At 71.4% G+C, this 21,833-nt stretch carries 23 protein-coding genes; 17 read left to right on the forward strand and 6 right to left on the reverse strand.

The window, feature by feature from the left end:
- Positions 1-42: 42 nt before the first annotated feature.
- From ACXJKQ_RS19045 to ACXJKQ_RS19080, 8 genes are all read left to right on the forward strand, one after another.
- Entirely contained in the window at positions 43-1,764 is a 1,722-nt protein-coding gene (locus tag ACXJKQ_RS19045) for an ArnT family glycosyltransferase (protein WP_457107289.1), read from the forward strand.
- A complete protein-coding gene (locus ACXJKQ_RS19050; protein WP_457107290.1) occupies positions 1,761-2,528 on the forward strand; it encodes a glycosyltransferase family 2 protein in 768 nt (255 codons plus the stop codon). Before ACXJKQ_RS19045 ends, ACXJKQ_RS19050 begins: the two co-directional genes overlap by 4 nt.
- Positions 2,522-2,854, forward strand: a complete 333-nt coding sequence (locus ACXJKQ_RS19055) for a lipid-A-disaccharide synthase N-terminal domain-containing protein (protein ID WP_457107291.1) — start codon at positions 2,522-2,524, stop codon at positions 2,852-2,854. The genes ACXJKQ_RS19050 and ACXJKQ_RS19055 overlap by 7 nt, the downstream gene beginning before the upstream one ends.
- Positions 2,851-3,453, forward strand: a complete 603-nt coding sequence (locus tag ACXJKQ_RS19060) for a pyridoxamine 5'-phosphate oxidase family protein (RefSeq protein ID WP_457107292.1) — start codon at positions 2,851-2,853, stop codon at positions 3,451-3,453. Before ACXJKQ_RS19055 ends, ACXJKQ_RS19060 begins: the two co-directional genes overlap by 4 nt.
- A 251-nt stretch (positions 3,454-3,704) precedes the next feature.
- Positions 3,705-5,396 (forward strand): methyl-accepting chemotaxis protein, encoded by a 1,692-nt coding sequence (locus ACXJKQ_RS19065; protein WP_457107293.1) that lies wholly within the window; start codon positions 3,705-3,707, stop codon positions 5,394-5,396.
- Between the two features lie 116 nt (positions 5,397-5,512).
- On the forward strand, positions 5,513-6,409 hold the full coding sequence (gene rarD / locus ACXJKQ_RS19070; protein WP_457107294.1) for an EamA family transporter RarD: 897 nt from the start codon (positions 5,513-5,515) through the stop codon (positions 6,407-6,409).
- Between the two features lie 50 nt (positions 6,410-6,459).
- Entirely contained in the window at positions 6,460-8,850 is a 2,391-nt protein-coding gene (locus tag ACXJKQ_RS19075; protein WP_457107295.1) for a hybrid sensor histidine kinase/response regulator, read from the forward strand.
- Entirely contained in the window at positions 8,847-9,128 is a 282-nt protein-coding gene (locus ACXJKQ_RS19080; protein WP_457107296.1) for a hypothetical protein, read from the forward strand. The genes ACXJKQ_RS19075 and ACXJKQ_RS19080 overlap by 4 nt, the downstream gene beginning before the upstream one ends.
- A 69-nt stretch (positions 9,129-9,197) precedes the next feature.
- Here the strand turns inward: ACXJKQ_RS19080 and ACXJKQ_RS19085 are convergent, their stop codons facing one another.
- On the reverse strand, positions 9,198-9,464 hold the full coding sequence (locus ACXJKQ_RS19085; RefSeq protein ID WP_457107297.1) for a GCG_CRPN prefix-to-repeats domain-containing protein: 267 nt from the start codon (positions 9,462-9,464) through the stop codon (positions 9,198-9,200).
- 111 nt (positions 9,465-9,575) lie between these two features.
- On the reverse strand, positions 9,576-10,598 hold the full coding sequence (locus tag ACXJKQ_RS19090) for a P1 family peptidase (protein ID WP_457107298.1): 1,023 nt from the start codon (positions 10,596-10,598) through the stop codon (positions 9,576-9,578).
- Positions 10,599-10,709: 111 nt separating this feature from the next.
- On the opposite strand from ACXJKQ_RS19090, the gene ACXJKQ_RS19095 reads away from it, so the two are divergent.
- A complete protein-coding gene (locus ACXJKQ_RS19095; protein ID WP_457107299.1) occupies positions 10,710-11,579 on the forward strand; it encodes an NAD(P)-dependent oxidoreductase in 870 nt (289 codons plus the stop codon).
- Between the two features lie 145 nt (positions 11,580-11,724).
- Entirely contained in the window at positions 11,725-12,141 is a 417-nt protein-coding gene (locus ACXJKQ_RS19100; protein WP_457107300.1) for a hypothetical protein, read from the forward strand.
- 60 nt (positions 12,142-12,201) lie between these two features.
- On the opposite strand, the gene ACXJKQ_RS19105 is transcribed toward ACXJKQ_RS19100, so the two are convergent.
- Positions 12,202-13,071 (reverse strand): S49 family peptidase, encoded by an 870-nt coding sequence (locus ACXJKQ_RS19105; protein WP_457107301.1) that lies wholly within the window; start codon positions 13,069-13,071, stop codon positions 12,202-12,204.
- Between the two features lie 218 nt (positions 13,072-13,289).
- Here ACXJKQ_RS19105 and ACXJKQ_RS19110 point away from each other — a divergent pair, with 218 nt between their 5' ends.
- The 6 genes from ACXJKQ_RS19110 (at position 13,290) to ACXJKQ_RS19135 (ending at position 18,903) form a co-directional block, all read left to right on the forward strand.
- Positions 13,290-13,637 (forward strand): hypothetical protein, encoded by a 348-nt coding sequence (locus ACXJKQ_RS19110; protein ID WP_457107302.1) that lies wholly within the window; start codon positions 13,290-13,292, stop codon positions 13,635-13,637.
- A gap of 177 nt (positions 13,638-13,814) precedes the next feature.
- Positions 13,815-16,547, forward strand: coding sequence for a DNA gyrase subunit A (gene gyrA, locus ACXJKQ_RS19115; RefSeq protein WP_457107303.1), 2,733 nt, complete (start codon positions 13,815-13,817; stop codon positions 16,545-16,547).
- A 250-nt stretch (positions 16,548-16,797) separates the two neighbouring features.
- Complete coding sequence (coaD, locus tag ACXJKQ_RS19120; protein ID WP_457107304.1) at positions 16,798-17,301, forward strand: pantetheine-phosphate adenylyltransferase; 504 nt, start codon at positions 16,798-16,800, stop codon at positions 17,299-17,301.
- 14 nt (positions 17,302-17,315) lie between these two features.
- Positions 17,316-17,864, forward strand: a complete 549-nt coding sequence (locus ACXJKQ_RS19125; RefSeq protein ID WP_457107305.1) for a peptidylprolyl isomerase — start codon at positions 17,316-17,318, stop codon at positions 17,862-17,864.
- 7 nt (positions 17,865-17,871) lie between these two features.
- Positions 17,872-18,366 carry a hypothetical protein gene (locus ACXJKQ_RS19130; RefSeq protein ID WP_457107306.1) on the forward strand — a complete coding sequence of 165 codons (495 nt, stop codon included), beginning with the start codon at positions 17,872-17,874 and terminating at the stop codon, positions 18,364-18,366.
- Positions 18,367-18,444: 78 nt separating this feature from the next.
- Entirely contained in the window at positions 18,445-18,903 is a 459-nt protein-coding gene (locus tag ACXJKQ_RS19135) for a peptidylprolyl isomerase (protein ID WP_043352288.1), read from the forward strand.
- A 30-nt stretch (positions 18,904-18,933) separates the two neighbouring features.
- Here ACXJKQ_RS19135 and mobA read toward each other — a convergent pair whose 3' ends face one another.
- The 3 genes from mobA to ACXJKQ_RS19150 form a co-directional block, all read right to left on the reverse strand.
- Positions 18,934-19,530, reverse strand: a complete 597-nt coding sequence (gene mobA, locus ACXJKQ_RS19140) for a molybdenum cofactor guanylyltransferase MobA (protein WP_457107307.1) — start codon at positions 19,528-19,530, stop codon at positions 18,934-18,936.
- Positions 19,531-19,534: 4 nt separating this feature from the next.
- Positions 19,535-20,683 carry an Mrp/NBP35 family ATP-binding protein gene (locus ACXJKQ_RS19145; protein ID WP_457107308.1) on the reverse strand — a complete coding sequence of 383 codons (1,149 nt, stop codon included), beginning with the start codon at positions 20,681-20,683 and terminating at the stop codon, positions 19,535-19,537.
- A 143-nt stretch (positions 20,684-20,826) separates the two neighbouring features.
- Positions 20,827-21,072, reverse strand: coding sequence for a hypothetical protein (locus ACXJKQ_RS19150; RefSeq protein ID WP_457107315.1), 246 nt, complete (start codon positions 21,070-21,072; stop codon positions 20,827-20,829).
- Between the two features lie 170 nt (positions 21,073-21,242).
- On the opposite strand from ACXJKQ_RS19150, the gene ACXJKQ_RS19155 reads away from it, so the two are divergent.
- On the forward strand, positions 21,243-21,746 hold the full coding sequence (locus tag ACXJKQ_RS19155; RefSeq protein WP_457107309.1) for a pyridoxamine 5'-phosphate oxidase family protein: 504 nt from the start codon (positions 21,243-21,245) through the stop codon (positions 21,744-21,746).
- Positions 21,747-21,833: the final 87 nt, after the last annotated feature.

Consider the following 21,833-nt stretch of genomic DNA (forward strand, 5'->3'; position numbering starts at 1 on the left):
CGGATTTGACCTGTCCGCCCGATCCTGATTGACCGGCCCGGCATGATCACGAGCCTCTCCGCCGGCGGCGCCCCGCGCCTCGCACCAGTCGACCGGATCGTCCGCGGGCTCGACGCGCTGAGCCTCACCCACGGCCGCGCCGTGGCGGCCCTGCTGACGCTGTGCCTGATCCTGTTCCTGCCGGGCCAGATCTCGCTCCAGCCGATGGACCGGGACGAGCCGCGCTTCGCCCAGGCTTCGAAGCAGATGCTGGAGACGGGCGACCTCGTGGACATCCGCTTCCAGGGCGAGGCGCGGCACAAGAAGCCGGCGGGGATCTACTGGGCGCAGGCCGCCGCGGTGGCGGCCGGCGAGGCGCTGGGCATGCCCGGAGCGCGCACCCAGATCGCCCTGTACCGGATACCGTCCCTGATCGGCGCCACCGCCTCGGTGCTGCTCGCCTATTGGGCCGCGCTCGCGTTCCTGCCCCGCCGGGGGGCGCTGCTCGCCGCCGCCCTCTACGGCGCCTGCCTGATGCTCTCGGCCGAAGCGCATCTCGCCAAGACCGACGCGCTGCTCGTCGCCTGCGCCACCGCGAGCCTCGCCGCGCTCGCCCGCACCTGGCTGGCGCGGCGCGACGGCAAGCCCGTATCCGGGCCGACCGTCGCGGCGTTCTGGCTCGGGATGGYGGCGGGCATCCTGGTGAAGGGGCCGATGGTGCCGCTCTTCGTGGCGCTGCCGGCGCTCGGCCTGTCGGTCGTGGCCCGGTCCGGCCGCTGGCTCGGCGCCCTTCGGCCGCTGCCCGGCCTCGCCCTGACGCTCCTGGCGGTCGCCCCCTGGTTCGCGGCGATCGCGTGGAAGAGCGGCGGCGCCTTCTACACCGAGGCGGTCGGGCACGACATGCTGGCCAAGGTCGGCGGCGGCGCCGAGCGCCACTGGGCGCCACCCGGCGCCTACGCGCTCACCGTGTTCGCTACCTTCTGGCCGGGGGCCGCCTTCGCGGCCATGAGCCTGCCGTTCGCGTGGCACACGCGGCGGGAGCCCGCCGTCGCCTTCCTGATCGCCGCCGTGCTGCCGGCGTGGCTGATCCTTGAGGCGGTGCCGACCAAGCTGCCGCACTACATTCTGCCGCTGATGCCGTGGCTCGCGGTCCTCACCGTGCTGGCGATGACCCGGGGGGCGCTGGACCCGCGCCTGCGGGGCGCACGCCTGACGGCCCTGCTGGTGCCGGCGATCCCGGTGGCCCTCACGCTCGGCCTGTGCCTCGCGGGCTGGCGGCTCGACGCCCACACCATCCCGTGGCCGGCCCTCCCGCTGCTCGCCGCCGCCTGCGCAGTCGCGGCGCTGGCCTGGCGCGCCTTCGCGCAGGGTTCGGCCGAGGGCGCCCTCGTGCTCGGGGTGGTGGCCTCCATCCTGCTCGGGCCGGCGGTCCTGGGCGTGGCGCAGCTGTCGCTGCCGGCCCTGAAGGTCTCGCCGCGGCTCGCGGCCCTGCGCGACCGGATGCCCTGCGCGGACCCGCAGGTGGCGAGCCTCGGCTACCGGGAGCCGAGCCTCGTCTTCCTCGTCGGCACCGACCTCGCCCTGCCTCCCGACGGCGCCGCCGCCCGGTCCTTCCTCGAGGGCGGCGGCTGCCGGCTGCTGTTCGTGGAATCCCGCGACCGCGACACCTTCAACGCGGCCTGGCCCGTGGGGCGCGGCGCACCCGCGCCCCTGGCGGAGGTCGACGGCTTCAACCTCAACACCGGCCGCCGGGTCTTCGTGACGGCCTACGCGGTGACCCCGTGAGCGACGCCCCGCATCTCAGCATCGTCGTGCCCGTGAAGAACGAGGCCGGTAACATCGCGCCCCTGGTGGCCGAGATCGAGGCCGCCTGCGCGGGCCTCGCCTTCGAGCTGATCTACGTGGATGACGCGTCCACCGACGGGACGCGGGCGGCCCTGGCGGCGGCCCGGGCGGGGCGGCCCTGGCTGAGGATCCTGCACCATGCCCGGAGCGGCGGTCAGTCGGCGGCGGTGCGCAGCGGCGTCCTGGCCGCCCGCGGCACCGTCGTGGCGACCCTCGACGGCGACGGCCAGAACGATCCGGCCTTCATCCCCGCCCTCCTGGCCGCCCTGGAGGCGGCGGGTCCGGATGCGGGCCTCGCCCAGGGCCAGCGGCGCGGGCGCAAGGACGGGCGCTTCAAGATGCTCCAGTCGCGCATCGCCAACGGTGTCCGCGGGCGGATCCTGAACGACGCGACCCGCGACACCGGCTGCGGTCTCAAGGTCTTCCGGCGCGCCGTGTATCTCCGGCTGCCCTATTTCGACGCCCTCCACCGGTTCATGCCGGCCCTGGTGGCCCGGGAGGGCTTCTCCGTGGTCCACCGCGACGTGGTAGACCGGCCGCGGCTCACGGGCGTCTCGAAGTACGGTCTGTTCGACCGGCTCTGGGTCGGGCTCCTCGATCTCGCCGGGGTCTGGTGGCTGATCCGGCGCAAGCGCGCCGATCCGCGGCCGGAGGAGGTCGCCCGCCCGGCGGGCGCGCCGACAGACCAGGACGTCGGATGCTGATCCAGCTCGCCCACGATCTGCCGGCCTATTTCTACGATGTGTTCGTCACCCGGCTCGACTTCTGGCTGGTCTTCGGCATCGTCGCCCAGGTGGTGTTCGGCTCGCGCTTCATCCTGCAATGGATCGCCAGCGAGCGGGCCGGACGGAGCGTGATCCCGCTGTCGTTCTGGTTCCTGTCGATCCTCGGCGGCCTGATGACCCTGGTCTACGGGTTCGTGCGCCGCGAGCCGGTGATCATCATCGGCCAGGGGCTCTCCACCGGCATCTACCTGCGCAATCTCGCGCTGATCTTCCGCGAGCGGCAGCGGAAGCGCGGTCGCCCATGAGCCGCGCGCCGCTGCCCGCCTACTACGACGACCTGGACGCCACGTTCGAGGCGCTGTGGGGCCTGCTGGCGGACGGCGCCGCGCACGGCCGCAGCGGGTTTCACCTGCCGACGGTGGCGACGCTCGGCGCGGCGGGCGGCCCGCGGCTGCGCACGGTGGTGCTGCGCGCCGCCGACCGCGCCGCAGGAACCCTCCGGTTCCACTGCGACCACCGCTCCGACAAGGCCGCCGAGATCCTGGCGAACCCGGCCTGCGCGCTGACGGCCTACGACGAGGCGACGAAGATCCAGATCCGCATCGAGGGCCGCGCCGCGCTGCACGTCGACGACGCAGTGGCCGAGGCGGCCTGGGCCGGGTCTCGGTCGATGAGCCGGGTCTGCTATGGGAGCGAACCTGGCCCAGGCACGGCCCTGCCGACGGGGGGCGCCTACGCCCTGCCGGACGAGGCCACGGCCGGGGCGCTGGGACGGCCGCACTTCGCCGCCGTGCTGGTCCGGGTGGAACGCCTGGATTTCCTCTACCTCGACCGCCGCGGCCACCGGCGCGCCGCCTGGCGCCGGAGCGGATCCACGTGGCAGGGCGGCTGGCTGGCCCCCTGACCATGGAGCCGACGGCGCACCACCGGGGAAGACCTCGCGCGCGGTAGCCCGCCGGCCCGCTGTCGGCCGACCGTTCGGAACGCCGTGCGATTCGACGCGCCGACGGTTGAACGTAAAATCAATCCACACGTCTGGGATGAAAGCTTGCGCAACCGTCCCATTCATCGTCCGATCCGTCCCAAGACCCGCGTTCGCAGTCGACTTCATAACCGGGCGACACATAAGCAGCGACCAGCGCGGAGCTTTAGCCAGTGCGTCGCCCCTTCAAGTTCCCCATTGCCGTCAAGATCGCCTTCGCGTTCGCCTTCATCGCGGTGAATGCGTTTGGTTTTCTTTGGCACATCTCCGAACGGATGACCGCGGCCGATACGGCCTATAGCGTCTATCTCGGCCACGACGCCACGGCGGCCGCGATGGCGGCACGCCTGGGGCGCGTGGTCTATCAGATGAGCTACGTGGCCTTCCGCACCCTCGGCGAGGCCGATCCGGACGAGTCGGACCGCATCGGCGCCGCGTTCGAACCCCTCCCGGCCGAAGCTTCGCGCCTCCTCGACGGCGTACGCCGGAACGCCCCGACATTCGACGATCGGACCGACCGGATCGCGATCCTCCTGGGCACCTACGCCGAACTCACCGGCGAGATGTGCGCCATGGCCAGGAAGGGCATGAGCGCCCAGGCCCTGACGCTCGCGCACAGGAAGGTTGATCCGCTCCAGAAGACGCTGTTCTTCGCGCTCGACGCCTTCGCGGACGATCTCGGCACGTCGATCCGCACGGGGTCCGCCGCCCTCAGCGCGGACACCCGCACGACCTTGTCGTGGGCGATCGGCCTGTCGGCAGGCGGCATCGCCGCCAGCATCCTGATCGGCGTCCTGGTGGTGAATGTCGGCGTCGCCCGGCCCCTCGGCAGGTTGACGGTGGCTCTGAAAGCCATGTCGGCCGGGCAGCTCGACGCGGAGGTCCCGGACGCGCGGCGCAGCGACGAGATCGGTGCCATCGGCACCGCCGTCGCGGGCATCAAGGCCCTCGTCGCGCGGAAGGCCACCGAGCAGGCGGAGACCGCGCGGCGTCAGGCCGAGGAAGCCACCGCCGACCGCAGCCGGACCCTGTTGCAGCTCGCCGAGGGCTTCGAGCTGACGGTGGGGCGCATCATCGGCTTGGTGTCGGAGTCGATCGTCGCCCTGCAGTCCACCGCCGGGACCCTGACCGTCACCGCGACGCAGACCGTCGACGAGTCCACGGCCGTCGCCGGCGCCGCCGAGACGGCCGCACGCGACGTCGGTACGGTGGCGGCCGCCGCCGAGGAGCTCGAAACCACCGTGGCGGAGATCGGCCAGCAGATCGGCGGCTCGGCCATCCTCGCTCAGAACGCCGTCGTCGAAGCGGATCGGACCGCGACCCTCGTGCAGGATCTCAGCGCCGCCGCCGCCAAGGTCGGCGCGGTGGTGGAGATGATCGGGGCCATCGCGGCCCAGACCAACCTGCTGGCGCTCAACGCCACCATCGAGGCGGCCCGCGCCGGAGAGGCGGGTCGGGGATTCGCGATCGTGGCGAGCGAGGTCAAGGATCTCGCCGCGCAGGCGGCCCGGGCGACGGGGGACGTCGCCGGAGAGATCGGCCGCATCCAGGGGGTGACCGATCAGGCGGTCACGGTGATCGCCGCGATCACCGCACGGATCCACGAGATCGACGCGGTCGCCGCCAGAGTCGCGGCTTCGGTGGCGCGGCAGGAGGCGGCCACCCAGGAGATCGCCCGCACCGTCGTGCAGGCTTCCGCCGGGACACGCGCGGTGACCGCCACCATGGCGTCCGTTGCCACCTCTGCGGGAGAAACCGGGACGGCTGCCGATCAGGTGCAGGCCTGCGCCGCCGCGCTGGCCCGGCAATCCGCGGACCTCGGCAGCGAGGTGCGGCACTTTCTCGCCACGATCCGGGCGGCGTGACCCCTCGACCGCGACCTCCGGATGGCAGCCCTGCGCGCCACCCCCTGACCCGGGCTGCGCGCCCAGGCTAAAGCCCGCGGACCCGGCCGCCCAACCGGGCCGACCGGGAGGACTCCGTGGGCCTCGTCTACGCGCTCGCCGCCTATCTGAGCTGGGGCCTGCTGGTCCCGGTGCATTTCCGGATGCTCGGGGCCTACACGCCCTACCATATCTTGGCCGAGCGGATCGTCTGGTCGAGCCTGTTCGCCGGGGCGTTGGCGCTGATCCTCGCGGCGCGCCACCGCCTGAACCTGCCGCTGCCCCTCAGGCCACGGCACGCCCTGCTGCTGCTCTCGGCCGCGATGATCGGCGTGAACTGGCTGCTCTACCTCTATGCGGTCAGCAGCGGACACCTGCTCGACGCGAGCCTCGGCTACTACATCAATCCCCTGGTCAGCGTGGCGTTCGGGCGGGTGGTGCTGGGCGAGCGGCTGCGTCCGGCGCAGGCCGTCGCGATCGGCATCGCCGCGACGGGCGTCGCCGTCGCGGTGGTGTGGGCCGGGGAACTGCCCCTGATGTCGCTGTCGCTGGCGGTGAGCTTCGCGCTCTACGGTCTCGCCCGGAAGATCGTCGGGGTCGACGCGCTGGTCGGGTTCCTGGCCGAGACCCTGCTGCTCCTGCCCGCCGCGATCGTCTGGCTCGTCCTCTCGCCCGAGCCGTTCCTGCCGGCCGCGCCGGGGGATCGCGCCCTCCTGATGCTCACGGGCGTGACCACCGCGCTGCCGCTGATCTGGTTCGCCGCCGCGGCTGTGCGTTTGCGGCTCACGACCCTCGGCCTGCTGCAATACGTGGCGCCGACCTGCCTGCTCCTCCTGAGCGTCCTCGTCTACGGTGAGCACGTCGCGCCGCACCGTGCGCTGATGCTCGCGCTGATCTGGGCGGCGCTCGCGCTCTACACGGTGGACGCCCTGCGGATCCGCAGGCCGCCGGCACCCGCTTCCGGACGGTCGGATCCGGATGCGATGCGTGTATAAGGAATACCGGGAAGCCGCCTCGGGGCGGATGGCGGGACAGCGTCGGGTCGATGAGCGAGACTGAGGGCGTGCCGGAGGCCGTCACGGAGGCCGATTACCGCAACCTCGCCGAGACGCTGCCGCAGCTTGCCTGGATCGCCGAGGCCGACGGCACGATCATCTGGTACAATCAGCGCTGGTACGACTATACCGGCACGTCCCTCGACGGGATGCAGGGATGGGGCTGGCGGTCCGTCCATCATCCGGAACACGTCGATGCGGTGACCGAGCGCTACCGGGCCGCGGTCACCCTGGGGCGCTCCTGGGAGGACACGTTCCCGCTGCGCGCGCGGGACGGCACCTATCGCTGGTTCCTGTCGAAGGCGATGCCGCACCGGGACCCGTCCGGGCGGATCCTGCGCTGGTACGGGACCAACACCGACATCACCGGCCGCCGGGCGGTCGAGGAGCGCCTGCGCCATTCCGAGCAGCGCTTCCGGGCGCTGGTGGACGCCTCGGCGGCGGTGATCTGGAACACCAATGCGGCCGGCGAGCTGACGCCGCCGCAGGTCCGCTGGAGCACCTATACCGGGCAGAGCGAGGAGGCCTACCAGGGCTGGGGCTGGCTGGACGCCGTCCATCCCGACGACCGGGGCCACGCCGCCGACGCCTGGGCGGCCTGCGTAGAGGCGCGCCAGATCTACGAGGTCGAGTACCGGTTGCGCCGCTTCGACGGGGCTTGGCGGGCCATGGAGGTGCGCGGCGTGCCGGTTCTCGCCGAGGACGGGACCCTGCGGGAATGGGTCGGCACCTGCATCGACGTCACGGATCGCAAGGAGGCCGAGGAGGCGGTGGAGCGCGCACGGCAGGCCGCCGAGGCGGCGAACCGGGCGAAGAGCCAGTTCATCGCCAACATGAGCCACGAGCTGCGCACGCCCCTCTCGGCGGTGATCGGCTATTCCGAGATGCTCGGCGAGGAGCTGGAGGATATCGGCCAGGCGGCCCTCCTGCCCGACCTGCGCAAGATCGAGGCGGCCGCGCGCCACCTGCTGTCGCTGATCAACGACGTCCTCGATATCTCGAAGATCGAGGCCGGCCGCATGACCGCCTCTGCCGAGACCTTCCCGGTGACGGAGCTGCTCCGGGACGTCTCCGACTCCACCGGCTCCCTGGTGGAGAAGAAGGGCAACCGCTTCGTGCTCGATACGGGCGCGGGGGACGGCGCCGACCTCGGCTCCATGCACCAGGACCAGACCAAGATCCGCCAGTGCCTCCTGAACCTGATCGGCAACGCCGCCAAGTTCACCGAGACGGGGACCATCACCCTGACGGTGCGCCGTCACCGGGAGTCGGGGGCGGACTGGCTGTCCTTCGCGGTGAGCGACACGGGCATCGGCCTGAGCGAGGAACAGATCGGGCGCCTGTTCGAGCGCTTCGTCCAGGCCGACGACTCGACCACGCGACAGTTCGGCGGCACGGGTCTCGGGCTCGCCATCACCCGCGCGTTCTGCCGGACGATGGGCGGCGACATCAGCGTCGCGAGCACACCGGGGGCGGGGGCGACCTTCACGATCCGCCTGCCCGCGATTCTGCAGCCCGAGGATGCGCCGCCGACCGAGGCCGAGCCCCACACCCCGGTGGAGCCGCACGAGGAGCACGAGACGGTGCTGCTGGTCGACGACGATCCGGCCGCCCGGGAGCTGCTCCAGCGCTTCCTGGAACGGGAGGGCTTCCACGTCCGCACCGCCAATGACGGGCGCGCCGGCCTGACGCTCGCCCGGGCGCTGCGGCCGCGGGCGATCCTGCTCGACGTCGAGATGCCGCGGATGGACGGCTGGGCGGTGCTGCACGCGGTGCGCAACGATCCCGAGCTGGCCGGGACGCCGGTGATCATGACCTCGGTGGTGGCCGAGCAGGGCCTCGGCCAGGCGCTCGGCGCCACCGACTACTTCGTCAAGCCGATCGACTGGGATCGCCTCAAGGGTCTGATGGAGCGCTACCGGCCGGAGGCGCCGGACGAGGCGCGCGTCCTCGTGGTCGATGACGACGCGGATGCCCGCGAGCGCCTGCGTCGGTCGCTGGGCCGAGAGGGCTGGACCGTCGACGAGGCGGAGAACGGCCGGATCGCCCTGGAGCGGGTCAGCCAGGCGCGGCCGAGCCTGATCCTCCTCGACCTGATGATGCCCGAGATGGACGGGTTCGGCTTCCTGCGGGCGCTGCGTGCGAGGCCCGACGGCGACGTGCCGGTGGTGGTTCTCACCGCCAAGGAGATCACCACCGCCGAGAAGGAGAGCCTGAACCGGCAAGCCGACCGGGTGATCGCCAAGGGCTCCATGAGCCTCGCGGAGATCGGGCGGCAACTGCGCGTGCTCTACGCGCGTTCGGCGAGCGAGCCGGTGCCGGGACAGCTTCAGGGCCTGATCGCGCAGCTCTCGAAGCAGGATGAAGGGGACAGACCATGAGCGAGAACGGGATCGATCCGGACAAGGCGGTGGCGATCCGCCTGCGGGCACGGCTCGCCGTGGTGGAGCGGGCGGCGTGGTTCGGCCTCGTTCACGCCATGAAGACGCGGCCGGCCGAGACCGAGGCCTACATCGCCTCCGAGCGGGCGCGCTGCACGGAGGGGTTCGGCGGCGGCGCCTGGGCCAAGGATCTCACCGATGCCGAGCGCAGAATGCTGGCCGAGGAGGTCGATGCCGGGCTGGCGCAGCTGATCGAGGATGCCCGGGCGGAGATCTGACACGCCTCCTCGAAGGGCGCGGCTCCGGCGACGGACGCCGCCCGTCGAACCGGGCGGCGTCGCATCGTGTCAGCGGTGGCAGTAGCCGCGCGGGCCGCGATACAGGCCGGGCGGGCAGCCGCCGGGGGCGCCGGTGACCGCCCGGCGCATGGCGCCCCGCGGGCCGCGATTCAGGCGGCAGCCGCCATAGGGTCCGCGATGCGCGCCGAACCCGCAGCCGCCGCGCACGAGGGTGATCGAGGCCTCGCCGCCGGTCAGGGGCGTCACGGGCATCGCCTGGGCTCCGCCGGCAAACAGCGCGACGGACGCGGCGACGATCAGGCCGGTCATTCTCATGAGGATCCCTCCCGATTGAAACAGGCCGCCGCCCGGGAAGGTCCGAACCGCGACACGGCCTTCGGCCGCGCCCGGTAACACCGTCTCCGGAACTTCGTTCCGCGCGGACGGTCAGGCGCCGAACACGTCGATCCAGGCCGGCGGCAGGCCCGTCCAAGATAGCGGCGGAGCGACCGCGCGATCCGGCAGAGTCCGGGCGCAGAACACCCCGCGAGCGATGGCGCGGGCCAGCACGCATGCCGCCGCATCGCCGAGGCGCGCGACGTCCACCACCGGGTCGTCGACCGCCACGGCGCCGGTGGCCGCCGCGAAGACGAGATCGCCGTCGAGGGGCGTGTGCGCCGGCACGAGGGCGCGGGCCAGGCCGTCCTGGGCCGCCACCGCGAGGCGCCGGCACTGGGCCTTGGTCAGCACCGCATCGGTCGCCACCACGGCGAGCGTCGTGGCGGAGCCGGGCAGGGCGCGCGCGGGGAAGGCGAGGGCCTGCGGCGGCACCCGATCCGGGAAGCCCAGGCCGCCGAACTCGGCGCCCTCCTCGAACGGCGCGGCCCAGAAATGCGGTCCGTCGCCGACCGTGGCATTGCCGAAGGCGTTCACGGCTGCCAGCGCACCGACCCGGAAACCGGTCCCCGGCACCGCGGCCGAGGCGGAGCCGATCCCGCCCTTCAGCCGGCCCGTGCGCGCCCCGGTCCCGGCGCCCACGGAGCCCAGGGCGAAGTCCGCCGCCGCGGCCGCGGCGGCCTGGAAGCCGAGTTCCCGATAGGGCGGATAGCGGCCCCACGCCTTGTCGCCCCCGTTCAGGAGATCGAACAGGATCGCGCCGGGCACGATCGGGACGCGCATCGCGCCCACCGGGAAACCCCGACCGGCCTCGGCGAGCCACGCCGTCACGCCGGCGGCCGCATCGAGACCGAAGGCCGAACCGCCCGACAGCACCAGCGCGTCGATCCGCTCGACCGTGCGCTCGGGATCGAGCAGGTCGGTCTCGCGGGTTCCCGGGCCGCCCCCGCGCACGTCCACGGCGGCGACCACCGGCGCGTCGAACAGGATCGCCGTGACGCCGCTGGCGATCTTCAGGTCGCTCGCGTGACCGACCCGCAGGCCGAGGATGTCGGTGATGCGGTTGCGCAGCATGGCGCCGACCTTGCCACGCCCGGCGATCGGCGCAAATCCGGCCGGGCGCTGTTGACCGACAGCCGGGCCTGCCCAGGTTGGCAGACGAGGGATCGCGCCGAGGAGCACACCATGGACGTCGGATTCATCGGGATGGGGCGGATGGGCCGCGGCATGGCGGCGAGCCTCGCGCGGGCCGGCCACCGGGTCCGGGCCTGGAACCGCACGCCGGAGGCCGCCCAGGGCATCGCAGGCGTCACCCCGGTGGGGAGCGCCGCGGAGGCCTTCGCGGGCGAGGTGGTGATCACCATGCTGGCCGACGACGCGGCCCTCGAAGCCGTGATCGTGGCGGGCGGCCTGCTCGACCGGCCGGAGCGCCCGGGCCTGCATATCGGCATGAGCACCGTCTCGGTGGCGCTGGCCGGCCAGCTCGCCGCCGTGCACGGGCGGGCGGGGGTCCCCTACATCTCGGCGCCGGTCTTCGGACGCCCGGACGTGGCGGAGGCCGGCAAGCTCAACATCGTGGCTGCGGGCGAGCCGGCCCTGATCGACCGCGCGTCGCCCCTCCTCGACGCCATGGGCGCCAGGACCTGGCGCTTCGGCGATGACCCGACACGGGCGAACGCCGTCAAACTCGCCGGCAACTTCATGTTGATCTCCGCCATCGAGGCCATGGCGGAGGCCTGCGCCCTCACGGAAGGCCACGGGGTTCCGGGGGCCGACTTCCTCGACCTGATGACCAACACGCTCTTCGCCTCACCGGTCTACAAGGGCTACGGCGCCTCGATCGCCGAGAACCGCTACGAGCCGCCGGGCTTCATCCTCAAGCTCGGCGCCAAGGACGTCCGGCTCGCCCTCCAGGCGGCGGAGAATGCCGGCGTGCCGATGCCCTTCGCCAGCGTCCTGCGCGACGGCCTCATCGAGGCGATCAGCCACGGCGACGGCGAGAAGGACCTCGCCGCTCTGGCGCGCGTCTCCGCGCGTCGTGCAGGGAAGGATTGAGGCCGCAGACAGCACTTCGCCTTTGTAGCGAGTTTTGACGGCTCCTTCAGTGTCCTCTCACAGTGTCCGTACGATCAATACGTACGGACACCACTATATACCCAGACGTCCTGACTCACGTCGCGCGGCGACACTGTCCACGAAGGTGATCCTGCTTGCGATGCTGGCGGCCTCGCGCACCGCCGGCGCCATCTGGATCACCGTGTCACGGCAGACGTTGTCGCATAGGGAGGCGCGGCAGTGCGCCGACGGCGAGCGCAATCTGCGGACCCTGGCGCTCGTCCTGGCGGCCCGCATGGACGGTGCGAAGGCGCATCTCGCCGGGACGCGCGTCGCGCGGGTGATCACGCCGAACCTGTCCGGCTTCGCCGAAGCGGGCGTGGTGGATGACGCGGTCGCCTGTTCCGGCGGGTTCGCCACGGTGTTCAGCTTCGTGCGGCGCAACCGAGGCCATCGCCAGCGGCCTCACCACCGTGTCGGGCGCCGCCCGGCGCTCGGCCCGGATGGCGCTCGACCGTCACCGAAGCGGCGCAGACCGTGGACGCCGTGGCGGCCGACCTAGGAAGCGAGATCGAGAACGTCCTCGCACAGGTCGCTGTCTGAGGCGGACGGCGCGGTGCGGTCAGAGCCCGTATCGGGCGAAGGCCGCGCGTTCCTCGAAGGCGGCCGCGGCCCCCTCGGCGAGCCCGATCCCGGCCTCGATTCCGCCCGGGGCGCCTCCGCGCCGCAGCAGGCGGGAGAGCAGGCCGCCCCGGGCCTCGGCCACGAGCCGCAGGTCGACCTTCTCGCCGAAACGTGCCCGCATCACGGTCCGCACGTCGCCCAGGGCATCGACGAGGCCGAGGGGCAGGGCCTGGCGCCCGGTCCAGACCGCGCCGGTGAACAGGTTCTCGGTGCGGTCCAGCTTCGGGCGCCGAGTTGTGACGAGGCTGGTGAATAGGTCCTGGACGTCGGCCTGAAGGCGCTTCAGGCGCTCCACGTCGGCGGGATCCTCCGGGCGGAACGGATCGAGCATCGACTTCGCCTCGCCCTGCGTGTGGACGCGGCGCTCGACGCCGAGCTTCTCCAGCAGGCCGTGGAAGCCGAACCCGGCCGAGACCACCCCGATCGACCCGACGATCGAGGTCGGATCGGCGACGATCTCGTCGGCCGCGCAGGCGATCATGTAGCCGCCGGAGGCCGCGACATCTTCCACGAAGGCGATCACCGGCAGTCCCTTCTCCTCGGCCAGCGCCCGGATGCGCCGATGGATCAGGTGCGACTGCGCGGGCGCGCCGCCGGGCGAGTTGATCACGAGGGCCACCGCCTTGGCCCCCGGCATCCCGAAGGCGCGCTCGAGGCTGCCGGCCACGCCGCCGATCGAGAGGCCAGGGCGAAACGGCGACACCGCCCCGATCGTGCCGGAGAGCCGGACCACGGCGACCCGCGGATGGCGGTCCCGGAAGCGGCGCGGCAGGAGGGCTCGAAGGGAGTCTGACAACGCGAACGCCATGGGGATCTTACGCGACTCGTCGAGGGGCAGGGCGGGGAGCCGCCCGGACAGGCTGAGCGGAAACTGGGTGTTCCTTAACCGCGCGCAAGGGTCGTGCGTCTGCGCAGTCAGGACGGATCGAACCGTTTGCCGACCTTGGCGGTTTCTGGCGGTGGCGCGCGAGGCGCGCCGGCCCGGTTCCGCTGGACTCGGACGGGTGCTCACACGGGAGAGAAACGATGCGACCCTGGCCAATCCTGGTCCTTCTCGCCGCGCTGCTCGGCGGCTTGGCGAGCGCGCCCGCGCGCGCGGCACCCCTTCCGGTCCCGGCGACAGCCGAGGCTACGGCGCCCGCACCCGCGGTGCAGCAGGCCCGTTGGCACTACCGGCGCCACTGGCATCGGCGCCATCACTGGCATCGGCATTGGCATCACCGGCATCACTGGCATCGTCGCCACCATTGGCGCCGCCACTACGGATACCGTCGCCACTACGGCTACCGGCATCACGGCTACCGGCACCACGGCTACCGGCACCACGCGTTCCGCGGCCGTGCCGTGGGCCACCGCCACCTCACGTTCTACTGAGCGAATTGACCTGCGTCCCGACCCCCGAGCGGGCCGGGACGCGACCTTGCGGGCGGCCTTGGAAAACCTTATTTAACCGTCTGATATCACTGCTCTTCCGCAAGGCCGTCCGGGCGCACCCTGCGTCACGTGGCCGCCGCGAGCACCGCCCGTCCGGGCCTCAGAACGGAAATCGACTTGGCCGAGAACGATCCGACTGGCGCCGCCCCGTCCGCCAGCGACATCCGCCCCGTCTCCATCACCGACGAGATGCGCCGCTCCTACCTCGATTACGCCATGAGCGTGATCGTGAGCCGGGCGCTTCCCGATGCCCGCGACGGGCTGAAGCCGGTGCACCGGCGCATCCTCTACTCCGCCTTCGAATCCGGGCACCTGCCCGAGCGGAAATACGTGAAGTCGGCGCGCATCGTCGGCGACGTGATCGGCCTCTACCACCCGCACGGCGACCAATCGATCTACGACGCCCTGGTGCGGATGGCGCAGGACTTCTCCATGCGCCTGATGCTCATCGACGGGCAGGGCAATTTCGGCTCGGTGGACGGCGATCCGCCGGCCGCCATGCGCTACACCGAATCGCGGCTCGCCAAGCCCGCCACCGCGCTGCTCTCCGACATCGACAAGAACACCGTTGATTTCCAGCCGAACTACGACGAATCGCGGGAGGAGCCCAAAGTCCTCCCGGCTCGGTTCCCGAACCTGCTAGCCAATGGCGCCGGCGGCATCGCGGTCGGCATGGCGACCAACATCCCGCCCCACAATCTGGGCGAGCTGATCGACGCCTGCGTGGCGCTGATCGACGAGCCGGGGCTGACCATCGAGCAGCTCACCGAGATCGTGCCCGGCCCGGATTTCCCCACCGGCGGCATGATCCTCGGCCGCGCCGGCACCCGGCAGGCCTACGCGACCGGGCGCGGCTCGGTGATCATGCGGGCCAAGTCGCATGTCGAGGAGCTACGCAAGGAGCGCGAGGCGCTGATCTTCACCGAGATCCCCTATCAGGTGAACAAGGCGACGCTGGTCGAGAAGATCGCCGAGCTGGTGAAGGAGAAGCGGGTCGAGGGCATCTCGGACCTGCGTGACGAATCCGATCGCTCCGGCATGCGCATCGTCGTCGAGATCAAGCGCGACGCCATGGCGGACGTCGTGCTGAACCAGCTCTACCGGTTCACGCCGCTGCAATCCTCCTTCGGCTGCAACATGGTGGCGCTGAACGGCGGCCGCCCCGAACTGATGAACCTGAAGGACCTCCTCCAGGCCTTCGTGGATTTCCGCGAGGAGGTCGTCTCCCGGCGCACCAAGTTCCTGCTCGGCAAGGCCCGCGAGCGCGCCCACGTCTTGTGCGGTCTGGCCATCGCGGTCGCCAACATCGACGAGGTGATCCGGCTGATCCGCACCTCGCCGGACCCGAACACGGCCCGCGAGGCCCTGATGGACCGCGACTGGCCAGCCTACGACATCGCGCCGCTGATCGCCCTGGTGGACGACCCGCGCCACCGGGTCGCTGAGGACGGGACCTACCGCCTGTCCGAGACCCAGGCCCGCGCCATCCTCGACCTACGCCTGCAGCGCCTCACGGCTCTCGGCCGCGACGAGGTCGGCGACGAGTTGAAGACACTCGCCGACGAGATCGCCGACTACCTCGACATTCTGCGCTCGCGCGTCCGCATCCAGGCGATCGTCAAGACCGAGCTGGCCGAGGTGCGCGCGCTCTTCGCCACCCCGCGCCGGACCGAGATCGTCGATTTCGACGGCAGCGTCGAGGACGAGGATCTGATCGCCCGCGAGGACATGGTGGTGACCGTGTCCCATGCCGGCTACGTCAAGCGCGTGCCGCTCTCGACCTACCGGGCACAGCGCCGAGGCGGGAAGGGCCGCTCCGGCATGGCGACCCGCGACGAGGATTTCGTCACCCGCCTGTTCGTGGCCAACACCCACACGCCGGTGCTGTTCTTCTCCAGCCAGGGCCAGGCCTACAAGGAGAAGGTCTGGCGCCTGCCCATGGCCGCCCCGAACGCCCGCGGCAAGGCGCTGGTCAACATCCTGCAGCTGCAGGACACCTCCGAGCGCATCACCACGATCATGCCGCTGCCCGAGGACGAGGCGTCCTGGGAGACGCTGGACGTGATGTTCGCGACCGCGAGCGGTAACGTCCGGCGCAACAAGCTGTCGGACTTCACCACGGTGAACCGCAACGGCAAGATCGCCATGAAGCTCGATCCGGGCGACCACATCGTCCATGTCGAGATCTGCCGGCCGGACCAGAACGTGCTGCTCACGACAGCGATGGGCCAGTGCATCCGCTTCCCCGTCGAGGACGTGCGCGTCTTCAAGGGCCGCGATTCCACCGGCGTGCGCGGCATCCTGCTGGCGAAGGACGACCGGGTCATCTCGATGACCATCCTGAACGCCTTCGACGCCACCGCCGAGGAGCGGGCCGGCTACCTGAAGATGCGCCGCGCCGTCACAGGCGAGGCGGAGGACGGTGTCGAGGCGGAGGCCGAGGACGGCGCCGAGGCCGCGGCGATCTCGCTCGACCGCTACAACGAGATGGGGGGCGCCGAGCAGTACGTGCTCACCCTGTCGGAGCGGGGCTTCGGCAAGCGCTCCTCGTCGTTCGAGTACCGGACCTCGGGACGCGGCGGAAAGGGCATCACGGCGATGCGGGTCAACGCCCGCAACGGCAGCCTCGTGGCATCCTTCCCCGTGGAGGCCTCCGACCAGATCATGCTGGTCACCGATGGCGGCCAGTTGATCCGCGTGCCGGTGGACGACATCCGGATCGTCGGCCGCGCCTCGCAGGGCGTGACGGTGTTCAACACCGCCAAGGACGAGAAGGTTGTCTCGGTGGAGCACATCGAGGGCGAGGACGAGGGCGCCGAAGCCGGTGCAGAGGGAGGCGAGGAGGCCTGAGGCCGCGCTCGCGTCGGCGCAGATGCGCAGCGGAGTCCTGCGCTGGGTCCCGGGTCGCATTCCGCTGTCGCTACATGCGCCCGGGAAAGGGTAGCGTTTCATTCTCGAGCGCGCCCTTTCCCGGACAGGTGGAGCATCAGCGGAACCTGATCCGGGATCCAGCGCAAAGAGCGCCGCGCCAGCGGCTCACCATGGCCCCGCTTCCGCCCCAGGTTCCGTCCGGCGCGAAAATGCTCTAGGTCGGGTCGCGATGACCCGCACCGCCCTCTATGCCGGCTCCTTCGATCCGGTCACGAACGGCCATCTCGACGTGGTCCGCCAAGCCTGTCGGCTGGTGGACCGCCTCGTGATCGCCATCGGCGTGCATCCCGGCAAGGCGCCTCTGTTCTCCGCCGAGGAGCGGGCGGCGCTCCTCACCGAGACCTGCGGGCCGGTGGCCCAGGCCGAGGGCGCGACGCTGGAGATCGTCACCTTCAACGATCTCGCCGTCTCGGCCGCCCGGCGCAGCGGTGCCGCGCTGTTCATCCGCGGCCTGCGCGACGGCACCGACCTCGATTACGAGATGCAGCTCGCGGGCATGAACGGCGCCATGGCGCCGGAGGTGCAGACCGTGTTCCTGCCGGCGTCGATTCAGGTCCGCCCGATCACCGCGACGCTGGTGCGCCAGATCGCCGGCATGGGCGGGGATGTCTCGCCCTTCGTGCCCGCCGCCGTGGCCGCGCGCCTCCGGCAGCGCTTCGCCGCCCATTCCTGAGACTGGAAGGTCCTATGAACCGACGCCACGCCCTCCTCGCGCTCGCCCTCACGCTGGGCACCGCCAACGCGGCCTGGGCCGCCGACGCCAACACCGTCTATCTCCAGACCAAGGACGGCCGGATCACCGTCGAGCTGCGACCGGACCTGGCGCCCAGGCACGTCAAGCAGATCAAGACGCTGGTCTCCCAGGGCTTCTACAACGGCCTGAAGTTCCACCGCGTCATCGACGGCTTCATGGCCCAGACCGGCGACCCGAAGGGCAACGGCACCGGCGGCTCCAGCCTGCCGAACATCCCGGCGGAGTTCTCGCAGACCGCGCAGTTCCGCCGCGGCACGGTGGGCATGGCCCGCTCGCAGGACCCGAACTCGGCGAACTCGCAGTTCTTCATCTGCCTGGGAGACGCGCCGTTCCTCAACGGCCAGTACACGATCGTCGGCAACGTCACGGACGGGCTCGACGTGCTCGACAAGATCAAGAAGGCCGCGCCCGGTGCGCCGGGCGGTGCCGTGCAGGATCCCGACAAGATCGTCAGCATGACCCTCGCCGATAAGGCCAAGTAGCGGCCGCATGCACGGCCGGCGCGCCGCCTCGATCCTGCTGCTGAGCCTGATCCCGGCGGCGGCGGCGGCCTACGATGTGCCCTTCTACGGCTACGCGTACGAGCCGGGGGGCGGCTATCCGTTGAGCCTGCCGCAGACCCTGCGCGCCACGATCGCGGTGCCGGTGTCGCGGATGGCGACGCGGCCTGCCGACACTTTGGCCGAACTCTATCCGGCGCTCGCCGCCTGCTGGCAGGCGCCGGTCGGGCTCGACCGCCCCAGCGGCGGGGCCGACGCCTTCGAGATCACCCTGCGGCTCGCGCTCAAGCGTGACGGCAGCCTGATCGGGCCGCCGCGCGTCACCTACGCCGCCGGCGTCGCGGGCGATCAGCGGACGACCCTGGTGCGCGGGACCCTCGACGCCCTGGCGCGCTGCACCCCGGTCCACATCACGCCGGGCCTCGGCCGGGCGATCGCGGGCCGGCCTGTGGCGCTCCGCTTCGTCTACCGCCCGCCGGCCTGACCGCCGGCGATCCCCTCAGGGCGCTGGCCGGATCCGGCGCGCGCCGATACAGTTCTCCCCAACCGGAAGGAAAGACATATGGCCGACAACGAGACCATCGTACTGGAGACCACCAAGGGCCGCGTCGTGATCGCGCTGCGTCCCGACCTCGCCCCGGGCCACGTCGAGCGGATCAAGACGCTCGCCGCCCAGGGCTTCTACGACGGCGTGCCGTTCCACCGGGTGATCGACGGGTTCATGGCCCAGACGGGCGACCCGACGGGCACCGGCTCGGGCGGCTCGGACCTGCCGGACCTGAAGGCCGAGTTCAACGCCGAGCCGCACGTGCGCGGCACCTGCTCCATGGCGCGGACCAACTTCCCGCACTCGGCGAACTCGCAGTTCTTCATCTGCTTCGACGACGCCCGCTTCCTCGACAAGCAGTACACGGTGTGGGGCAAGGTCGTGGAAGGCATGGACGTGGTCGACACGATCAACAAGGGCGAGCCGCCGCGCTCGCCGGACAAGATCGTGAAGGCGACCGTCGGCGCCGCCTGAAGCGGGTCTGAGAACGGGCCGCCCGTAGCCTTACGGGCGGCCTGATTCCGCCGCCGCCAGATCCTCCGGCGAATTGATGTTGAGGAATGGGTCCACCGGTTCGACCGGCCACGTTGCCGTCGCGGCCCCGTGCCGCGCGATGAAGCCGCCAACGCGCCGCTCGCCCCGCTCCAGAAAAGCCCGCAGATCGTCCCGCAGGGCCGTCGGCCAGAGGGCGATCGTGTAGTGCTGGCGTGCCCCTGACGCTGCCAGAGCGATGCCGTCGTCCGGAGCGGCTCCGAGCAGCCGGGCCACCAGATCCTCAGGCAGGAACGGCGCGTCGCCCGACACGCTCACCATCCGCGCGATGCCCTGCGCCGCCGCGTGCTCCAGCCCGGCGAGGATGCCGGCGAGCGGTCCCGGCTGATCCGGAACGGGGTCCGGCAGCACCGGCCCGGGAAACCCGGAGAACCGCGCCGGGTCGCCGTTGGCGCTGAGCGCCAGCCCCGCGCCGCATTGCGGCCCGAGCCGTTCGACCACCCGCTCCAGCAGCGTCCGCCCCCCGAGCCGCAGCAGCGGCTTGTCGCCGCCGCCCATGCGCCGCGCCCGTCCGCCGGCCAGGATCAGGCCCAGGACGGGCGGCGCCATCGCCTCACTCGAAAACGATCTTCGGGGCCGTGCGCCCGGCCGGCGCGCCGGACAGGTTCGCCCAGAGCTGAGCGGCGATCTCCCGGTAGACCTTGGCGTGCGGCCCGTCCGGGTCGGTGGCCACCACCGGCCGGCCGGCATCCGAGGTCTCCCGGATGGTCATGTCGAGGGGCACCTCGCCGAGGAACGGCACGCCGAGGCGCTGCGCCTCGATGCGCGCACCGCCATGCCCGAAGATGTGGGAGGCGTGGCCGCAATTCGGGCAGACGAAGGTCGCCATGTTCTCGATCACGCCGAGGATCGGCACCGCGACCTTCTTGAACATGGTCACGCCGCGCCGCGCGTCGATCAGCGCGAGGTCCTGGGGCGTCGAGACGATCACGGCGCCCGAGAGCGGCGTCGCCTGCGCCATGGTGAGCTGGGCGTCGCCGGTGCCGGGGGGCATGTCGACGAGCAGCACGTCGAGCTCGCCCCAGAGCACGTCGCGCAGCATCTGGGTGATGGCCGACTGCACCATCGGCCCGCGCCAGATCATCGCCGTCTCGGGCTCGATCAGGAAGCCGATCGACATGACCTTGAGCCCGTAGCCGACCATCGGCTCCATGGCCTTGTTGTCGACGACATTCGGCTTGCCCGAGAGGCCGAACAGCTTCGGCACGGACGGGCCGTAGATGTCGGCGTCGAGGAGGCCGACCTTCAGCCCCTGCGCCTGGAGCGCCAGGGCGAGGTTGCAGGCGGTGGTGGACTTGCCGACGCCGCCCTTGCCGGAGGCGACCGCCACGATGTGGCGCACGCCCGCGATCTGCGGCCCCTGGTTCGGCGGCGCGCCGGGCCGCGGTGGCGCGACCGGCGGCGGCGTCACGGGCCGCGGGGCGGCGCTGCTCTGGGCCGGATGGCTCTGATCTCGCTCGGAGGTGAGGCTCGCGAACACCCCCGAAACGCCCGGCATCTGCAGGACCCGGCCCTCCGCCTGCCGCCGCACCGGCTCGAAGCGCTCGGCCTCGCTGGGATCGACCAGGATCGAGAACATCACGCGGCTGTTCGGATCGACCACGACCTGGGACAGCCGGCCGGAGCCCGGCAGGGTGGTGCCGGCGGCATCGACGGTGACGCTGGCGAGCGCCTTCAGCACGTCGTCGCGGGTGATCGCCAAGATGTCCTCCAGCGGGCAAACAGGTATGCCAGTGCATGTAACCGAGCGGGCCGAGAACACCAGACCCCGGCCCTGCAATCGCTCATCGCGCCGAGCACCGACGTCCCTGCGGTCGTCCCCGCCGGGCGGCCAGCCGGTTCGCGTCAATGCGGGCGGGCAATGAGGTTGCATTCCTCCATGGGGCCGCGCACCACGCTCCCGTCGCCGCGCCTGTAAACTCCGTGGCGCAGGCGGCGGCAGCCGAGCGGGCCGCGCAGGCGCTTCACGCGCTCGACATGGACGCTGCCGGTGCGCCGGTTCGAGAAGTCATGGCCGCCGATGCGCACGCCCGGGCCGAAGCGCACCTCGGCGGCGGCCGGCAGCACGCGGAGGCCGGACCCGGCCAGCATCAGGAAGGCCGCTGCGCGGCCGATCACCCGAAGACGCGTCATCCGAACCTCCTCGCCGCGCGGGCAAGCTGAACCAACGGGAGACTGATCCGTTGTCGGGGCAGCCTTCAGGCAGGGCACCCCTCCGGAGACCCCGCCGGGACCGACACGACGCGTAGGAGACCACTTTCATGCATCAGGGCAACCACCGCGACCACGCGGGCGCGAAGAAGCTGTTCGAGCTCATCAAGGACGTGAAGATCGCCATGATGACCACCGTCGATTCCGACGGCACGCTCAACAGCCGCCCGATGTGGAACAACGACGCCGACGAGAACGGCGACCTGTGGTTCTTCACCAAGCTGCACTCGCCCAAGACGGCGGAGATCAGCCGGGACAACCAGATCAACCTCGCCTATTCCGACCCGTCGAGCCAGAACTACGTCTCGGTGGCCGGCAAGGCCGAGATCGTCCGTGATCAAGCGATCATCGACGCGAAGTGGAATGAGAGCCTGAAGACCTGGTTCCCGAACGGCAAGAACGATCCCGAGGTCGCGCTGATCCGCGTCCATCCGGAGAAGGGCGAGTACTGGGACAGCCCGAACAGCACGATGCTGCACCTCTACGGCTACGTGAAGGCCTCGCTCACCGGCGAGAGCCCCAAGACCGAAACCAAGAAGGTCGATCTCGCCTGAGGGCTCGGTTTCAGGCAGCACAGGTTGCGCGGGCGGTCTCCGGCAGGAGGCCGCCCGTCTTCTTGACGGGCGCAGGTTCGGCATGCG

Source organism: Methylobacterium sp. P5_C11, assembly GCF_054049775.1.

What these genes read in the sequence shown, in the direction of transcription:
- ACXJKQ_RS19135 (WP_043352288.1), top strand. Translation starts at nt 18,445, where the DNA reads ATGGCCGACAACGAGACCATCGTACTGGAGACCACCAAGGGCCGCGTC.
- mobA (WP_457107307.1), bottom strand. Translation starts at nt 19,530, where the DNA reads ATGGCGCCGCCCGTCCTGGGCCTGATCCTGGCCGGCGGACGGGCGCGG.
- ACXJKQ_RS19090 (WP_457107298.1), bottom strand. Translation starts at nt 10,598, where the DNA reads ATGCTGCGCAACCGCATCACCGACATCCTCGGCCTGCGGGTCGGTCAC.
- ACXJKQ_RS19130 (WP_457107306.1), top strand. Translation starts at nt 17,872, where the DNA reads ATGCACGGCCGGCGCGCCGCCTCGATCCTGCTGCTGAGCCTGATCCCG.
- ACXJKQ_RS19110 (WP_457107302.1), top strand. Translation starts at nt 13,290, where the DNA reads ATGCGACCCTGGCCAATCCTGGTCCTTCTCGCCGCGCTGCTCGGCGGC.
- ACXJKQ_RS19060 (WP_457107292.1), top strand. Translation starts at nt 2,851, where the DNA reads ATGAGCCGCGCGCCGCTGCCCGCCTACTACGACGACCTGGACGCCACG.
- ACXJKQ_RS19085 (WP_457107297.1), bottom strand. Translation starts at nt 9,464, where the DNA reads ATGAGAATGACCGGCCTGATCGTCGCCGCGTCCGTCGCGCTGTTTGCC.
- ACXJKQ_RS19150 (WP_457107315.1), bottom strand. Translation starts at nt 21,072, where the DNA reads ATGCTGGCCGGGTCCGGCCTCCGCGTGCTGCCGGCCGCCGCCGAGGTG.
- ACXJKQ_RS19155 (WP_457107309.1), top strand. Translation starts at nt 21,243, where the DNA reads ATGCATCAGGGCAACCACCGCGACCACGCGGGCGCGAAGAAGCTGTTC.
- ACXJKQ_RS19095 (WP_457107299.1), top strand. Translation starts at nt 10,710, where the DNA reads ATGGACGTCGGATTCATCGGGATGGGGCGGATGGGCCGCGGCATGGCG.
- coaD (WP_457107304.1), top strand. Translation starts at nt 16,798, where the DNA reads ATGACCCGCACCGCCCTCTATGCCGGCTCCTTCGATCCGGTCACGAAC.
- ACXJKQ_RS19055 (WP_457107291.1), top strand. Translation starts at nt 2,522, where the DNA reads ATGCTGATCCAGCTCGCCCACGATCTGCCGGCCTATTTCTACGATGTG.
- ACXJKQ_RS19105 (WP_457107301.1), bottom strand. Translation starts at nt 13,071, where the DNA reads ATGGCGTTCGCGTTGTCAGACTCCCTTCGAGCCCTCCTGCCGCGCCGC.
- ACXJKQ_RS19125 (WP_457107305.1), top strand. Translation starts at nt 17,316, where the DNA reads ATGAACCGACGCCACGCCCTCCTCGCGCTCGCCCTCACGCTGGGCACC.
- ACXJKQ_RS19075 (WP_457107295.1), top strand. Translation starts at nt 6,460, where the DNA reads ATGAGCGAGACTGAGGGCGTGCCGGAGGCCGTCACGGAGGCCGATTAC.
- ACXJKQ_RS19080 (WP_457107296.1), top strand. Translation starts at nt 8,847, where the DNA reads ATGAGCGAGAACGGGATCGATCCGGACAAGGCGGTGGCGATCCGCCTG.